This window comes from Thioalkalivibrio thiocyanoxidans ARh2, from assembly GCF_000385215.1.
Taxonomy (GTDB): Bacteria; Pseudomonadota; Gammaproteobacteria; order Ectothiorhodospirales; family Ectothiorhodospiraceae; genus Thioalkalivibrio; species Thioalkalivibrio thiocyanoxidans.
In genome coordinates this window covers 32,472-47,094 of sequence record NZ_ARQK01000034.1, presented here as the reverse complement: position 1 = coordinate 47,094, position 14,623 = coordinate 32,472, and the positions used below count along the sequence as shown (strand labels likewise).

General features: G+C 66.4%; 13 protein-coding genes. 7 read left to right on the top strand and 6 right to left on the bottom strand.

What is annotated here, in order from left to right; all coding sequences use genetic code 11:
- Positions 1–249 precede the first annotated feature (249 nt).
- From ribH to msrP, 3 genes are all read right to left on the bottom strand, one after another.
- Positions 250–735 (bottom strand): 6,7-dimethyl-8-ribityllumazine synthase, encoded by a 486-nt coding sequence (gene ribH / locus G372_RS0102740; RefSeq protein ID WP_018137920.1) that lies wholly within the window; start codon positions 733–735, stop codon positions 250–252.
- A 374-nt stretch (positions 736–1,109) separates the two neighbouring features.
- The gene (locus G372_RS0102735; protein ID WP_019624821.1) at positions 1,110–1,703 is read right to left on the bottom strand and encodes a protein-methionine-sulfoxide reductase heme-binding subunit MsrQ; all 594 of its coding nucleotides are present in this window, start codon (positions 1,701–1,703) and stop codon (positions 1,110–1,112) included.
- 64 nt (positions 1,704–1,767) lie between these two features.
- Entirely contained in the window at positions 1,768–2,742 is a 975-nt protein-coding gene (msrP, locus tag G372_RS0102730; protein WP_019624820.1) for a protein-methionine-sulfoxide reductase catalytic subunit MsrP, read from the bottom strand.
- Positions 2,743–3,028: 286 nt separating this feature from the next.
- On the opposite strand from msrP, the gene G372_RS0102725 reads away from it, so the two are divergent.
- On the top strand, positions 3,029–3,229 hold the full coding sequence (locus tag G372_RS0102725; RefSeq protein WP_019624819.1) for a PA3496 family putative envelope integrity protein: 201 nt from the start codon (positions 3,029–3,031) through the stop codon (positions 3,227–3,229).
- 98 nt (positions 3,230–3,327) lie between these two features.
- Here the strand turns inward: G372_RS0102725 and G372_RS0102720 are convergent, their stop codons facing one another.
- From G372_RS0102720 to G372_RS0102710, 3 genes are all read right to left on the bottom strand, one after another.
- Positions 3,328–4,473: a lipocalin-like domain-containing protein gene (locus G372_RS0102720; RefSeq protein ID WP_019624818.1), complete on the bottom strand. Its 1,146-nt coding sequence runs from the start codon at positions 4,471–4,473 to the stop codon at positions 3,328–3,330.
- 155 nt (positions 4,474–4,628) lie between these two features.
- Positions 4,629–7,169, bottom strand: a complete 2,541-nt coding sequence (locus G372_RS0102715) for an ABC transporter permease (protein ID WP_019624817.1) — start codon at positions 7,167–7,169, stop codon at positions 4,629–4,631.
- A complete protein-coding gene (locus G372_RS0102710; protein WP_019624816.1) occupies positions 7,166–7,879 on the bottom strand; it encodes an ABC transporter ATP-binding protein in 714 nt (237 codons plus the stop codon). The genes G372_RS0102715 and G372_RS0102710 overlap by 4 nt, the downstream gene beginning before the upstream one ends.
- 417 nt (positions 7,880–8,296) lie before the next feature.
- Here G372_RS0102710 and mgtE (G372_RS0102705) point away from each other — a divergent pair, with 417 nt between their 5' ends.
- From mgtE (G372_RS0102705) to G372_RS0102685, 6 genes are all read left to right on the top strand, one after another.
- Positions 8,297–9,655 (top strand): magnesium transporter, encoded by a 1,359-nt coding sequence (gene mgtE, locus G372_RS0102705; protein ID WP_018863855.1) that lies wholly within the window; start codon positions 8,297–8,299, stop codon positions 9,653–9,655.
- 11 nt (positions 9,656–9,666) lie between these two features.
- Positions 9,667–11,025: a magnesium transporter gene (mgtE, locus tag G372_RS0102700; RefSeq protein WP_018863854.1), complete on the top strand. Its 1,359-nt coding sequence runs from the start codon at positions 9,667–9,669 to the stop codon at positions 11,023–11,025.
- 415 nt (positions 11,026–11,440) lie between these two features.
- Positions 11,441–11,893 carry a pilin gene (locus G372_RS0102695; protein ID WP_019624815.1) on the top strand — a complete coding sequence of 151 codons (453 nt, stop codon included), beginning with the start codon at positions 11,441–11,443 and terminating at the stop codon, positions 11,891–11,893.
- A gap of 409 nt (positions 11,894–12,302) precedes the next feature.
- On the top strand, positions 12,303–12,581 hold the full coding sequence (locus tag G372_RS0102690; RefSeq protein WP_019624814.1) for a BrnT family toxin: 279 nt from the start codon (positions 12,303–12,305) through the stop codon (positions 12,579–12,581).
- Positions 12,556–12,861 (top strand): BrnA antitoxin family protein, encoded by a 306-nt coding sequence (locus tag G372_RS13755; RefSeq protein WP_081621291.1) that lies wholly within the window; start codon positions 12,556–12,558, stop codon positions 12,859–12,861. The genes G372_RS0102690 and G372_RS13755 overlap by 26 nt, the downstream gene beginning before the upstream one ends.
- A 543-nt stretch (positions 12,862–13,404) precedes the next feature.
- On the top strand, positions 13,405–14,481 hold the full coding sequence (locus G372_RS0102685) for a transposase (protein WP_019624813.1): 1,077 nt from the start codon (positions 13,405–13,407) through the stop codon (positions 14,479–14,481).
- Positions 14,482–14,623: the final 142 nt, after the last annotated feature.

The window sequence follows — 14,623 nt, the reverse complement described above, 5'->3', positions numbered from 1 at the left end:
ACACGCTCGCGCTCGAGTCGCTTTTGCGTGCGAACAAGGCGCGGTGACTGCCGTGCAGTCATTCTGCACAAGGGAGCCGCAACGCCGTGCGCGCGCAAAAGCGGCCGAGCCCCTTCGGGGTTGGCACCCCAGGTTCCCCGATCTTGCGTTGCGCCGCTTGCGGGTAGAAACACTACCCGCTGCACGACGCGCCTTGTCTCGGAAAACCTGGGGTGTCAACGCGAGTGTGTCCATGGATCAGTGTTTCCCTTAGGAGTCGGCGCGCAGCTTGCGCATCAAGCTGACCATCTCGATCGCGCCCATCGCGGCATCTGCACCCTTGTTGCCGGCCTTGGTGCCGGCGCGTTCGATCGCCTGCTCGATGGAGTCGGTCGTCAGCACGCCAAAGCTGATCGGCAGGTCCTCGGCCATCTGCACCTGGGCCAGGCCCTTGGCGGCCTCACCCGCTACATAGTCGAAATGCGGCGTCGAGCCCCGGATCACACAGCCCAGCGCGATCACCGCGTCATAACGGCCGGAACGCGCCATCGCCTGGGCCGCCAGCGGCAGCTCGTAGGCGCCGGGCACGCGCGCGATGGTCAGGTTCTTCTCCGCCACGCCGTGGCGCTTCAGGGTGTCGACCGCGCCTTCCAGCAGGCGCTCGACGATCAGGCTGTTGAAGCGCGCCAGCAGCAGGCCGTAGCGATGGTTGGCAGCATCCGTGAACTCGCCTTCCAGGGTCTCGATCTCGTGCATGATGTGGTTCCGGTCGGAATGGGACGGGCCATGCGGCCCGCAAACTGCGTAGTGTAGCATCGCGGCGCGCCTAGGGAGACGCTGATCCAATTGCACGTTCGCGCTCGAGTCGCTTTTGCGTGCGAACAAGGCGCGGTGACTGCCGTGCAGTCATTCTGCACAAAGGAGCCGCAACGCCGTTCCCACGCAAAAGCGGCCGAGCCCCTTTGGGGTTGGTACCCCCTGTTCCCCGATCCTGCGTTGCGCCGCTTGCGGGTAGAACCACTACCCGCTGCACGACGCGCCTTGTCTCGGAAAACAGGGGGTACCAACGCGGATGTGCTATTGGATCAGCGTCTCCCTAATGGCCCCGCAGCAGACTTGAGGATAGCGATTCAGGAGGCAGTGGCCGCCCTGCGTGCCCGCACCCTTCGCGCCGAGATCCAGGAATAGACCACCCGCCAGCCGAGCAGGAAGGCCAGGATCGCGGCATACAGCGCGACCTCGCCGTAGTCCGCCCGCGCCAGCCAGAGGAAATGCAGGATCGCCAGCACCCCGGCCACGTATACCCCGCGGTGCAGCCAGACCCATTTCTTCCGGAGCCAGCGCTGCGCCCCGTCGGTGGAGGTCACCGCCAGGGCGAGCAGGATCACCCAGGCGGCAAAGCCGACCATCACGAACGGGCGCTCGGTCAGGTCGTAGAACACCAGTTCCCAGTCGAAGAACAGATCCAGCCCCAGCCAGGTCAGGGCATGCGCGGTCACGTAGCCAAAGGCCACCAGCCCCAGCATCCGGCGCAGCCGAGTGATCCAGGCAAGCCCCGTCATCTGCCGCAGCGGGGTCACGGCGAGTGCGATCAGCAGGGCGATCATCGCGTGCGTGCCGGAGAGCTCCAGCAGCTTCTCGATCGGGTTCGCCCCCAGCCCGCCGAACCATCCGAGCGTACGCAGACCGATCCAGACCGCGGGCACGAGCGAGAGCAGCAGCACGCCCGTCCAGACGCCTCGCGGGGGCTGCCCTCTGCGGCGTTGAGTCGTCGCCACGCCGAACCCGTCAGAAGTACTCGGTCAGGTCCATCCCCTCGTACATCGAGGCGACTTCATCCCCATACCCGTTGAACATCTCCGTACGCCGACGGCGAAACTCGCCAATGCGCCGCTCGGTGCGCTGCGACCAGCGCGGGTGATCCACGTCCGGGTTCACGTTGCTGTAGAAGCCGTATTCATCGGGCTGCGCCTGATTCCACAGGGTCGGCGGCTCGTCCTCGACGAAGCGGATGTGTTTAATGGATTTGATGCTCTTGAAGCCGTACTTCCAGGGCACGACCAGGCGAATCGGCGCCCCGTTCTGGTTCGGCAGCACCTCGTCGTACAGCCCCACGGCAAGGATCGTCAGCGGGTGCATCGCCTCGTCCATGCGCAGGCCCTCGGTATAGGGCCACTGCAGCCCGCCGGAGGTGGCCGGCCGACGCCGCTGGCCGCGCAGGTTGTCCGGGTCGTAAATGCTCTCAAAGGCCACATAGCGGGCATCGCCCCGGGGCTCGGCCTTGTCGATGATGCGGTTCAGCTCGAAGCCGATCCACGGGATCACCATCGACCAGCCCTCGACGCAGCGCATGCGGTAGATCCGCTCCTCTAGCGACCAGGGGCTGATGAAGTCCTCCACCGCGTACTCGCCCGGGTTGTCGCACAGCCCGTCCACCTTGATGGTCCACGGGTCGGTCTTCAGCTGGTCGGCGTAGGTCTTGGGATCGCTCTTGCCCGGGCCCATCTCGAAGAAGTTGTTGTAGCTGGTGATCTCCTCGTACGGCGTCTTCGACTCGTCGGTGGAGAAATCGCTGGGCTCGAAGTCGAGCTCATAGCCGCGCAAGGCGGCCGACGCCGGGACCGCCATACCCAGCCCGCCCAGGGCCAGACCGGCACCCAGTCCAACACCCGCGCGCAGGAATTCCCGCCGTCGCTGGTAGATCGCCTTTGGGGTGATTTCGCTGCGGGCGGGCTCGGAACGACGCCGCGTACGAATCAGCATGGAATACCTCGCCTCTCGTTGTGGCAACCGGGGCTACCCGTCCATCGCGTGCCAGGCAGCCCCGAACCCTTCTCTGTTGGGTGGACCCGGACGCCGCTCCCAAGTTCGATATTCCTCGCACTCTTGCCCCGCGCTCTTACCCCGCGGTCCCGCCCTTCGCCAACGATAAGGAAACCACTATCAGGCATAAGAATTTTCTGCTTGCGTACAGGCCTCGCCGCTATATAAGGCTTTCCTGATGCCGCAGTTACCGGGGTGGCCCGGCCGGCATCCCTGGAGACCCCACATGGACCTCAACCTCGATACCGGTTTTGACAACACCGAAGACCTCGCCGGCCTGTTCGAGAACCCGCTCGTCAACGACCGAAGCCCGAACAAACACGCCGCCCGCCGCACACTCGAACGCATGATGGAAGAACGCGCCCTGCGCGCCCGCCTGCAGGACGACTTCGACCTCGGCCACGCCAGCGACCCGCTGGACTGGTAGCCGAAAGAGGGGTGGCCGATATGGGCCACCCGGCGTTTGTCAACGATGCGATGAGCCCCGCGAATCGCATCAATGCACGACGCCGCCCAAGCCCCCGCCTACTCGTCGTCGTAGCCCGTCAGCTCCACGAACCCGCGCCCGACGGGCTGTCCGTCAGCATCCAGGATATCCACCGCGCCTTCCCAGTAGCGGATCACGGTGTCCATCTCCTGTTCGTCGCGGATGGCGCGCACGGTGAATTCGCGTGGCGCCGAGCCGTCCGGCGGCTCGATGCGCATGGCCCATTCCACCGGATAGCGGTTGCCGGAGGGCTGCGTGGCCCAGCGCCGGGGCTCCAGTTCGACCTGATCCGGCTCCAGCAGACGGTCGTCGGCATCCGGCGGCATCCAGCGGCCCTTGGACAGCGGGTGCGGCTCCCCGCCCTCCGTGCGCAGCTGGTAGTACATCACGTCCAGCCCGTCGTCGAACTGCAACGCGAACCAGTCCCAACCCACCTGATCCTCGGACAGCGCACTGGTGCTCCACTCGCGGTCCATCCAGGCCTGACCGGTCACCGCCAGGCGCCCGTGCTCCGCGCGCTCGACCTCACCGCTCACTTTGAGGCGGGGCATGGAGTAGTAATAGGAGGCATTGCCCGGCTCCGGACCCTTCTGGCTGAGCCCCGCCTCACCCTGGAGGACCGGGCCGCGCAGGGGCTCCAGTTCCAGCGCCAGCCGGTAGTCGTCCACGCTGAAGTCCAGCGTCCAGCGATCCTGGTCCAGATCCGCCAGCTGCCAGTCCTCGGCCCAGACCCGGCCGACCGGCTCCGTGGCGCCCGCCAGCCCCGCCCCGTCGCGCACGAAGCGCTCCTCGGAGGCATGGTGCCCGGCCTCGCGATCGATCACTGCCGTATGTGCCATCCAGATATCCGGGCTGGCCCAGGCCGAATCGTGCCAGCGCGCATCCCCCGCCAATTCCGGCGCCAGCCCGACGCGGAAGAAGGTGATGTGGAAGCCCAGCCGCTCGCCCTCCGGCCCGTCGAGATTGCCGGTCACATACCACCACTCGTTGCGAAACCCCGGGTGCGGCCCGTGGTCACGCGGAAACTCGAACACCCGCGGCGCATCCGCACGCCGGAACCCTTCCGTCTCCTCGCCGCCCAGGGCCTCGCCCACCCGCAGCCCGGACACTTCAGCGTCGCGCGCATCCGGCGGCTCCGCTCCATCACAGGCCGCCAGGAGCACCACGAGCACAACCAGCACCAACAGGCGCAGGACCTGGCATAAGAGTGCCTGTGGGAGCGGGCTTGCCCGCGAAGGGGCCTTGCCAGGGCCTGGCGCAGGCAGGGGCTTCGCGGGCAAGCCCGCTCCCACAGAGCCCGCTCCCACAAAACCCATTCCCACATGCTGCAACCTAACCATCACGGCACCTCTCGCAACGCCGGCACCAGCCGCATGCGCGCCATGCGCCAGGCCGGGATCAGCGCCGCCAGCAGCGCCGCCCCCACGCCCAGGGCGACGGTCTCGGCAATCTCGCGGCCTGCCCAACGCAGGTCCATGCCCCAGCCGAAGGCCTCGCGGTTGATCACCTCGATCAGCAGCCAGCCCATGCCCAGCCCCAGCGGGATCGCGGCCAGCGCGGCGAAGGCACCCAGTACCGCGCCCTGACACACCACCAGCCCGCGCACCCCGCCGGGCAGCAGGCCAAGGCTGCGCAGCGTGGCGAACTCGCGCGCCCGTTCCATCTGCAGGGCCATCAGCGCCCCGAGGATCGCGATGAACGCGACCAGCAGTGTGATCACCCGCAGCAGGTGCGTGATCGCAAAGGTGCGGTCGAAGATCGCCATCGACTCCTGCTCGATATCGCCGGGGCGCGTGACCATGGCCGCCGTCTCGCGCTCGGCCAGCCACGTCTCCAGGCGCTCGACCACCGCGTCGGCATCTGTGCCCTCGGGCAGACGCAGTCCAAACGACCCCACCTCCTCGGCGCCGGCCGTGCCCGTGTAGAACCGCTCGCCCAGCATCAGAACCGTGCCCTGCGGGCTGCCGTAGTCGCGATACACGCCCGCCACCTCGAACACCCGCCGGCCGTCCTCCACGCGGATCTCCAGCCGGTCGCCCACACCCACGTCGTGATGCGCCGCAAAGGGCTCGGTGACCAGTACCGCATCGGTCTCGCGCAGGCGCCGGTCGAGTGCTTCGCCCGTCGCTTCGGCCCGCAGCAGCGGCAGGTAGTCCAGCCAGACCGGATGTGGCTCGACCACGTAGAGATCGATCATCCCGACATCGCTCGGCGTGTCCTGGCTGGAGCCGGTGCTGACCGACTCCGCCTCCGCGATCCGGGCGAGCGTCTCCCCCCAGTCCGCGGGCAGGCGCGCCCCGCTGCGCGCCGCGGCCGGGGCCGCCGGCACCACGTACAGATCCGATGTCAGCGCCTGGCCCAGCCACTGCTCCACGCTGTCGCGAAAACTCCCGACCATCACCGACACGCTGATCGCGGCCGCCAGGGCCAGCGTCAGCGCCGAGGTCGCCGGCGCGCTGCGCGAAAGACTCCGTTCCAGACTGCGCACCCCGATGCGCGGGAGCGTCTGCCCGCGACCGAGCCGCGCCAGACCACGCAGCACTCCGGCCAGCACCAGCGGAAGCAGCAGCACAAAGCCAGTAATCAGCAGGAACAGCGCGACGAAGCTGCCCACCAGCCCCCCGGCCCCAAGCAGCAGCATCACGCCACCCGCCGCCAGCAGCACGATCGCCGCCAAGGCCAGACCGCGCAGGCCCCGGCGCGCCCGGCGCTCCAGCCGCCCGCGCCCAAGGCTGCCGGGGCTGGCCGCCCGCGCCGCCTCCCAGGCCGGGGCCAGCGCCGCCAGCAGCGACAGCCCCACCCCCAGCGCGATCACCGCCAGCAGCGCCAGCGGACGCGGCGTCACCTCCGTCACCGCCACCACAAAGAAATGATCCGTCACCGTCTGCGCGACCTGGCCGACCAGCACCTGCGCGAGGCCGATCCCGACCAGCACACCCAGCAACGTGCCGATCACACCGACCACAAAGGCCTCCAGCATCACCACGCCGAACAGCGCCCGCCGACCGGCCCCTACCAGGCGCAGGCTCGCCAGCACCTCGCGCCTGCGCAGTACCGCGAAGGTCTGCGTGTTGTAGATCAGGAAGGCCGCAATCAGCAGCGCCAGCAGGCTCATCGCCGTCAGGTTGATGCGAAAGGCCTGCGCCAGCTCGCGCGAGGCCTGGTCGCGCGCCGCGACCGGCACGAGTTCCAGGCCATCCGGTAACCGTTCCGCGAAGGCGTCGACTGCGGCATCATCGAGGCGTACGTCGATACGATCGAGCCGCCCCGGCCGACCGAGCAGCGTCTGTGCAGTCGCGATGTCCGTGACCCACAGTGAACCGCCCTCGTCGTCTGCCTCGACCGCCGGTTCGTCACGCTCCGCCTCGCGTTCGAGCAGCGTGACATCGAAGCGCCCGGCGGCGGTCTCGAGTTCCAGGCGGTCCTCGTGCGTCATTCCGGCATCCGCCCACCAGCCACTCGGCGGCAGGATCGTGCCCGGCTCGGTGACCAGCCGCTGAACCGGGGCATCCCCGATATCCGAGGCCGCCCCACGGAACGGGCCCTCGGCCAGCGGATCGACGCCCAGTACATAGATCGTGCGCCCGTCCGGCAACCGCGCAGGCCCCTCCACGATCGGCGCGGCATCGCGCCAGCCGGACAGCCGCAGATCGCGATAATGCGCCTCGTCGAAACCGCGGGCCGGGCCCAGGATCTGGTGGGTGGCCGTTCCCGCCACCTCGTCCATGGAACGGTCGAACGCGCGCTGCGCCGACTGGTTGGCCAGATCCACCGCCAGCACGACGGCCACGGCGATCACCACCCCCACCAGCGTCAGCAACCGCTGCAGCGGACGCCTGCGCCAGTCGCGCAGCCAGGCCTTTACCAGCAGCGAGCTCACGTCGCCGAGGCTTCCGCGGCGCGATCCTGCAAATGACCGTCCTGCATACGCAGCACTCGGTCCAGACGCCCGGCCAGGTCATCGCTATGCGTAACCAGCAACAGCGCGCAGCCGGTCGCGCGCACCTGCTCCAGCAGCAGGCCGAACACCGCCTCGCCGGTGCGCGAGTCGAGGTTGCCGGTCGGCTCGTCGGCCAGGATCAGCGCCGGCCGGTGCACCAGCGCCCGCGCGATCGCCACGCGCTGCTGCTCGCCACCGGAGAGCTGCTCCGGCTCGCGCCCGCCCTTGTCCCCCAGGCCCACAGCCACCAGTTGCGCCGCGGCCCGCTCACGACGCTGCGCGGCATCCAGATCCGTCGCCAGCTCCAGCGGCAGCATTACGTTCTCCTGCGCCGTGAGTGTCGGGATCAGATGAAACGACTGGAACACGATCCCAACCTGCGCTCGGCGCAGCCGCGTACGCGCCGCCTCGTCCAGCCCCGCCAGCGCCTGACCGGCCAATTCCACCGTGCCGGCGTCGACCGGCTCCAGCCCGGCGGCCAGATGCAGCAGCGTGGACTTGCCGGAGCCACTCTCGCCGACGATCGCCACGCGTTCACCGGGCGCCAGCGCCAGATCCACGTCATGCAGCACGCGCCCCTCGCCGGGATAGCCGAAGGCCACCCCGCGCATGCCCAGCACCGGCGCCCCGGGATTGTCTCGTTCTGTCATCGCATAGCCCCTGCCTGGCCGGTCGAACCGTGTCGGAACGGCTGCTCCATGTGCCCCTTCATATCGCTGCAACGCGAAAGCCGCATCCTGTCGAAACAGACCCCTGACGGGAGAGGAATGTTTCAAAACAGCCCCCAAGCGGTTGATTGCGGCCCGACATCCGTTAGAATAAGTCGCATATCCACACACGGGAACGCGCCTTGAAACGCCGATCACGCAGTCGATCTATCTGCGCCTCGCGGTAAGCGCCTCCTTCCCGAACCGGACGCTTCCCGCTGGGCCTCTAAGTACTAGAGCGCCGGGAGCGGCCGGGCCCCAGCCCGATCCCGACCGGACCAAGACACCGCATCCGTGCGGCGCCTTGTGAGGCTGTGTATCCAGCCCCCCTGGCCCGCGGATGACAGCCGGGAGTAGGGCATGGATTTGCATCTGGAACAATCCATCATCGAGCTGAAGGAGCTGCTGCGTCTGGATGACCGCGAAGGCATCCAGGAACTGCTCGACTACACGCGCGTGCAGGATATCGCGCATGCGCTGATGGAGCTGGGCGACGACGACCTGTGCGCGGTGTTCAACCTGCTGGAGCCCGGGCGCAAGGCGGATGTCTTCTCCTACCTCGACACCCCGCACCAGATCCGGCTGCTCGAGGCCTCGCCGAAGGACGACGCCCGTTTCATCCTCTCCGAGATGGAGGCCGACGACCTCACCGGCCTGCTCCAGACCCTGGACCCGGAGACACTGCGCGGCTACCTGCGGCTGCTGCCGTTTCGTGCCATCCGCCGCGCCCTCAAGCAGCTGAACTACCCGGAGGACTCCGCCGGTCGCGTGATGTCCCCGGATGTCGTCGCGGTGGACCCCGACTGGACGCTCAAGCGCGCGCTGGCCTTCATCCGTCGCAACGCGGACGAACACTCGAACAACGTGATCTTCGTGGTCGATCAGGACCGCGTGCTGCTCGCCGCCGTGCCGATCCGGCACTTCCTGCGCGCCTCGGCGGACAGCCCGGTGCGCGAGCTGCTGGGCGAATCCGATCCGATCACCATCCCGGTCTCCGCCACCGCCGTCGAGGCCGCGCGCAAGATCCAGCACTACGACCTGGAAACCCTGCCTGTGGTCGGCGAGACCGGCGAGCTGCTGGGGGTGATCACGGTCGACGACGTAATGGACGTGCTGGAGGCCGAATCCACCGAGGACTTCCACAAGATCGGGGCGGTCGGAACGCTCCCGCTCTCGCCACAGGATGCGAGCCCCTTTCTCCTGTATCGCAAGCGCGTGGGCTGGCTGATCGGTCTGGTCGCGTTCAACACCATCGGCGCGCTGATGATCTCGCAGTACGAGGAGGCCATCGAGGCGCTGGTGGTGCTGGTGTTCTTCCTGCCGCTGATCATCGACTCGGGCGGCAACGCTGGCGCCCAGAGCGCCACGCTGATGGTGCGCGCCCTGGCCACCGGCGAGGTCACGTCCAAGGACTGGCTGCGGCTGTGGGGCAAGGAACTCGGCGTGGCCGTCGGGATCGGCGTGACCATGGGCCTGGCCGTATCGGTCCTCGGCCTGTGGCGCGGCGGGGCCGATATCGCCCTGCTGGTGGCGATCGCGATGACGCTAATCGTCGCGTTCGCCAGCATGGTCGGCATGCTGCTGCCGTTCATCCTCAGCCGTCTGAAGCTGGACCCGGCGACCGCCAGCGTGCCGCTGATCACCGCCATCGCGGACCTCGGTGGCATCATGATCTATTTCTCCCTGGCCGTGGCGATGCTCGGCCTGGCGACTCCGTAGGGGACTGACCGATGAGCCCGACCGACGACGACATCCAGACCCTGCCGCAGACGCTCAAGACCGCGCTGGACCAGCCCACGGAAGACGCGCTCCAGGGGCTTTGCGACGCCCACGCGGGCGCCGACCTGTCGGACGCGCTGGAGGCGCTGCCGGAGGACCGGATGCTGGACTTCTTCCGGCGTCTCGACGTGTCCTGCACCGCCGATGTCTACGCGCACCTGGAGCCCGACCACCAGACGCGCGTGCTGCACGCGCTCGACGAGGACCATGCCAGCCAGCTGATGTCGGCGCTGTCCTACGACGACGCCGCCTCGGTCCTGGAAGGCCTGCACGACGACCACGCCGAATCCCTGCTCGAAACCATGCCGGACGACGACCAGGAGGCGCTGGAGACCCTGCTCGGCTACCCGGAGGAAAGCGCCGGGCGCCTGATGACGCCCGAGTACGCCACCGTGCAGCCGGACTGGTCGGTCGGCGAGGCGATGGACCACCTGCGCGAACACCACGAACTGGCGGAGACGGTAAACACCATCTTCGTGACCACACCGGAGGGCGAACTGCTGGGCTGGGTTCGCCTGAAGGAACTGCTGCTGTCGCGCCCCACCACCAGCGTGCGCGAACGCATGCATACCGATGTCGTCAGCATCGCGGCCGAGGAAGATCGCGAAGAGGCCGCACACCGCATCGGTCATTACGACCTGGACGTCCTCCCCGTGGTCGACGACAGCGGCCACCTGCTCGGCATCATCACCGTCGACGACGTGATGGACGTCCTGCGCGCGGAGACCACCGAGGACTTCCACCGCATGGCGGCGGTCGGCGACATGGTGCTCTCGCTGCGCGACGCCAGCATGAGCCTGCTGTACCGCAAGCGCATCGGCTGGCTGCTGATCCTGGTCGCGGTCAACATCTTCGCCGGCATCGCCATCGGCTACTACGAGGCCGCGATCGAGGCCGTGGTCGCGCTGGTCTTCTTCCTGCCCATGGTCATCGCCTCCGGCGGCAACGCCGGGGCCCAGGCCGCCACACTGGTCGTGCGATCACTCGCGGTGAACGACATACAGCTACGCGACTGGTGGCGCCTCGGCGGCAAGGAAGTCCTGGTCGCCACCGCACTGGGCGTCACCCTCGCCGCCGCCATCTGGGTCTCCGGCAACTGGCTGGGCACCGTCGAGGTCGCCAACGCGATCGCCCTGGGCATGTTCTTCGTGATCATCTTCGGCTCGCTGTTCGGCATGCTCCTGCCATTCGCCCTGACCCGCTTCGGCTTCGACCCGGCCGTGGCCAGCGCCCCGCTGATCACCTCCGTGATCGACATCGTCGGCATCCTGATCTACTTCGGCGTCGCCGTCGCCGTCCTCGGCCTCTGACCCCACCGCCGACCCACTGTAGAAGCAGCCCCTGTGGGAGCAAGCCTTGCGGGAGAGGCCCCTTGTGGGAGCGGGCTTGCCCGCGAAGCCCCCCGCCAAAGTGTGATCCCGACACAGCGCAGCGAAGAGCCGGGATATCCGCCCCCAGCCGAAGCCCCTGGCGCAACCCACCCCGCACAACACCACACAAGCCCCCGAAACTGACAATGTGCGTCAGCTCACATGACAAAAATGGTCACATGAACCCTGTCACAAAGTGACCAAAGCCGTCATGCACCGAGCATCAGGCGAGCTAAATCCGCCTGACTACGGGGCTTTTCACGCAATCGGACGAGTTGGCACCCGCCTTGCATCGGCTAGGACGGATGCCGCTGGGCGGCGCTCCGTCTTCCGTCACACACCAGGGAGTAACAAGATGCATAAAGTTATGCGTGCAGGAATCAACAAACCGAAGGCCCAGCAGGGCTTCACCCTTATCGAACTGATGATCGTTGTGGCGATCATTGGGATTTTGGCGGCGATTGCGCTGCCGGCTTATCAGAACTACACCGTACGCGCTCAAGTGTCCGAAATCATCCTAGCGGCTTCGGCCGGCCGGACAGATATCGCGGAGTACGTGTCCTCGAACGGCGATCTCCCAGCAGATGGATACGGCATTGAAGAACAGGAATCCGACCTCGTAGCCGACTCGGCGTGGACCAACCAGGAAATTCAAGTCACAGCCGGCACTGGTATCCATCCTGATGTGGATGGTGAAACGATCATCCTTCGGCCCGCGGGCTATTCGCCTGGTGATGGAACGGTCAACTGGGAATGCGGCGGCTCCATCCCCGAGCGTTTCCGGCCTGGTACCTGCCGCGACTTCTAACGGAAAAAGTAGGGTAAGGACACCCACTTAGTACTGAGCCCCGGCCTTGTGCCGGGGCTTTTTCTTTCAGGGTGCATCTGTGAGACACCCACTTTCCTCCCAGTTGTCATTAAGGACACCGGACCTGCAGGACACCCACTTTCCTCCCAGTTGGTGGCATCTGCCATCTGTGGGACACCCACTTTCCTCCCAGTTGTCATAAGCCCGATTCGCCGACACCAGCGACACAACTCACTGGCGGTAGGCTCCACACTCCCACTCCGCCCCCTCCCCCCAGGGCCACTAGCCTTCCGCCGGTGTGTTCGCCGTGGCGTGTTATGCCTTGCCAGACGACCGGGATGGCCCGAGGGTCCGCGGCTAATCCACCTCGCCAACTGCACTCACCAGTTAATGTACATACAATAATTGGATGGGGATCGAGTTTGACGCAGACAAGGACGCTGCGAACCTGGCGAAACGCGGGGTCTCACTCGGCGATGCCCTCGGGCTCGAATGGGATACGCTCCTGGCCATGGAAGACCGACGGAAAAGCTACGGCGAACGGCGAATGCTCGGGGACGCCTTGATGGGCGAACGCTTGTATTGCGTCGCATTCACCGATCGATCATCCGTGCGGCGGATCATCAGCCTACGCAAAGCCAACAACCGGGAGATTGTGCGTTATGTCGAAATCACTAACGCTACGTAGCGGTCGTCGGGTCGTCTTGAACGACGCCGACGAAGAGTCGTCCATTCAGGCCGGAATCGATGCGGACCCAGAGACCCGGGAACCTTCCGAAGACGAGACGAAAGCCCTGCGACGCGTGGGTCGCCCGCCTCTACCTGTGACTAAAGAGCGCATCACGATCCGTCTGTCGCCCGACGTCGTGGAGGCATTCCGCGCTACAGGAAAGGGCTGGCAAACGCGAATGGACTCGGCTTTGAAGGACTGGCTCAAGGAACATAGCCCGACGTCTAATAGTCGTTAGTGCCCGGCTGCGGCTCCGGCCGCGGTATGGTGTGCCCAACTGACATCGCGGTGGCATCTGCGGCACACCCACTTTCCTCCCCACCGCTACACGGCCCCTCGCTCAGGCCCCGGATAACCGCTGCGCGCTTTCCGGCATGGCTACTGGATGCAACGCCTTCATGAAATGATCAGAGACGATCGCTCGCGGGGCACCGAGACTACGACGACACCGCTCCCAGGGGCTCCAGGCTTGTGACCAGATATTGCCGGGGCACAGAACGCAAAAGGGCCGCCCGCGGATTCCCTTCCCGGACGACCCTTTAGGGGCTTCCTTGCCCCAGGGCACAATCTAGCACGAGCCTCGTGGATTTCCAGCTGCACACCGAAGAGGCCACTGAACGGTCGTTTTTGCTCCATAGACGGTACTTTTGGATGGAATAAACTGCGGCATCGTAGAACACCGGCGGCATCGTAGGACACCCACTTTCTGAGGGAATCCCTTGCGGTCGCGCCCAAGAGCATCTAGCTTCCGAAATGTCTGATTCCATGGAAGGAGTCCACGATGACCCAACCCCGCTCGTCCCTCGTGTCCATTGAGGACACGCCCTGGTACCACGTCGTCTCCCGCTGCGTTCGGCGCGCCTTTCTCTGCGGCGAGGATCGCGTGTCCGGACACAACTTCGAACATCGCCGCCAATGGATCGAGACGCGGATCCTGGAGCTGGCGGCGATCTTCACGATCGATGTGGCTGCCTATGCCGTGATGAGCAATCACTACCATGTGGTGGTACGGCTGGATCCTGAACGCGCAGCCTCGCTGGATACCGAGTCCGTCCTGCGCCGCTGGACGCGTCTGTTCTCCGGCCCGGAACTGGTTCGCCAATATCTGTCCACTCGGCGGAAGTTGATGTGCGCTGCACAGGTACGGCGAGTCGAGGAATATGCCCAAACCTATCGGGCGCGACTGGCCGATCTATCGTGGTTCATGCGTGTGCTGAATGAATCCATCGCCCGGCAAGCCAACGAGGAGGATGGCGTCAGAGGAAGGTTCTGGGAGGGGCGCTTCAAGAGCCAGGCCCTGCTGGATGACGCGGCCGTCCTGGCGGCGATGAGCTACGTGGACTTGAACCCGGTCCGGGCCGGCATGGTCGAGACACTGGAGCAGAGTGACCACACCTCGCTACAACGGCGCATCCGCCCGGAGGCCAAGGAGGAAAACGGGAACGCGCCGATCGAATCCGCATGCCAAAACCACTCCAGCGTAACCCCGAACGAACTTCGCCCTGAGTGTGAGCTGCGCTCGCTTCCCCGCGCGCCACTGATGCCATTCGATGCGACCGGCCAGTTCGAGCCGGCGATTCCGTTTGCGTTCGAGGATTATCTGGAGCTGACCGATGCGCTGGGGCGTTGCGTACATCCAGCGAAGCGGGGGTCGATCCCTGCGCACCGCCTCCGCCTGCTGGACCAGCTGGGTATGGATGCAGAGACCTTCATCCAGCAATCCAGCCATCTATTGCGGGCGTTCGGCTCGGCCATTGGCGCACCCGAGCATTTGGTGGACCTGGCCGCGCAGCGACAGTGCCGCTACTTGCGGGGAATATCCATGGCCCGGGCGCTGTTCACCCGGCCCGCTGCCTAAGGGGCTGCCCAGCGGGTCGAAACGCCGCCCGGCAGCGCCGGACGCCCATCTTGCTTGCGCTTTGCTTCTTCCGAGCATTGCCGGGGTAACTGGCGAGCGACGCTCGTCCTGGCGGGCGGTGCCGGGCGATCAGTCAGCAGGG

Bases quoted from the DNA above. Each gene is read 5' to 3' on its own strand.
- ribH (WP_018137920.1), bottom strand. From the start codon at position 735: ATGCACGAGATCGAGACCCTGGAAGGCGAGTTCACGGATGCTGCCAAC.
- msrP (WP_019624820.1), bottom strand. From the start codon at position 2,742: ATGCTGATTCGTACGCGGCGTCGTTCCGAGCCCGCCCGCAGCGAAATC.
- G372_RS0102725 (WP_019624819.1), top strand. From the start codon at position 3,029: ATGGACCTCAACCTCGATACCGGTTTTGACAACACCGAAGACCTCGCC.
- G372_RS0102710 (WP_019624816.1), bottom strand. From the start codon at position 7,879: ATGACAGAACGAGACAATCCCGGGGCGCCGGTGCTGGGCATGCGCGGG.
- mgtE (WP_018863855.1), top strand. From the start codon at position 8,297: ATGGATTTGCATCTGGAACAATCCATCATCGAGCTGAAGGAGCTGCTG.
- mgtE (WP_018863854.1), top strand. From the start codon at position 9,667: ATGAGCCCGACCGACGACGACATCCAGACCCTGCCGCAGACGCTCAAG.
- G372_RS0102695 (WP_019624815.1), top strand. From the start codon at position 11,441: ATGCATAAAGTTATGCGTGCAGGAATCAACAAACCGAAGGCCCAGCAG.
- G372_RS0102690 (WP_019624814.1), top strand. From the start codon at position 12,303: ATGGGGATCGAGTTTGACGCAGACAAGGACGCTGCGAACCTGGCGAAA.
- G372_RS13755 (WP_081621291.1), top strand. From the start codon at position 12,556: ATGTCGAAATCACTAACGCTACGTAGCGGTCGTCGGGTCGTCTTGAAC.
- G372_RS0102685 (WP_019624813.1), top strand. From the start codon at position 13,405: ATGACCCAACCCCGCTCGTCCCTCGTGTCCATTGAGGACACGCCCTGG.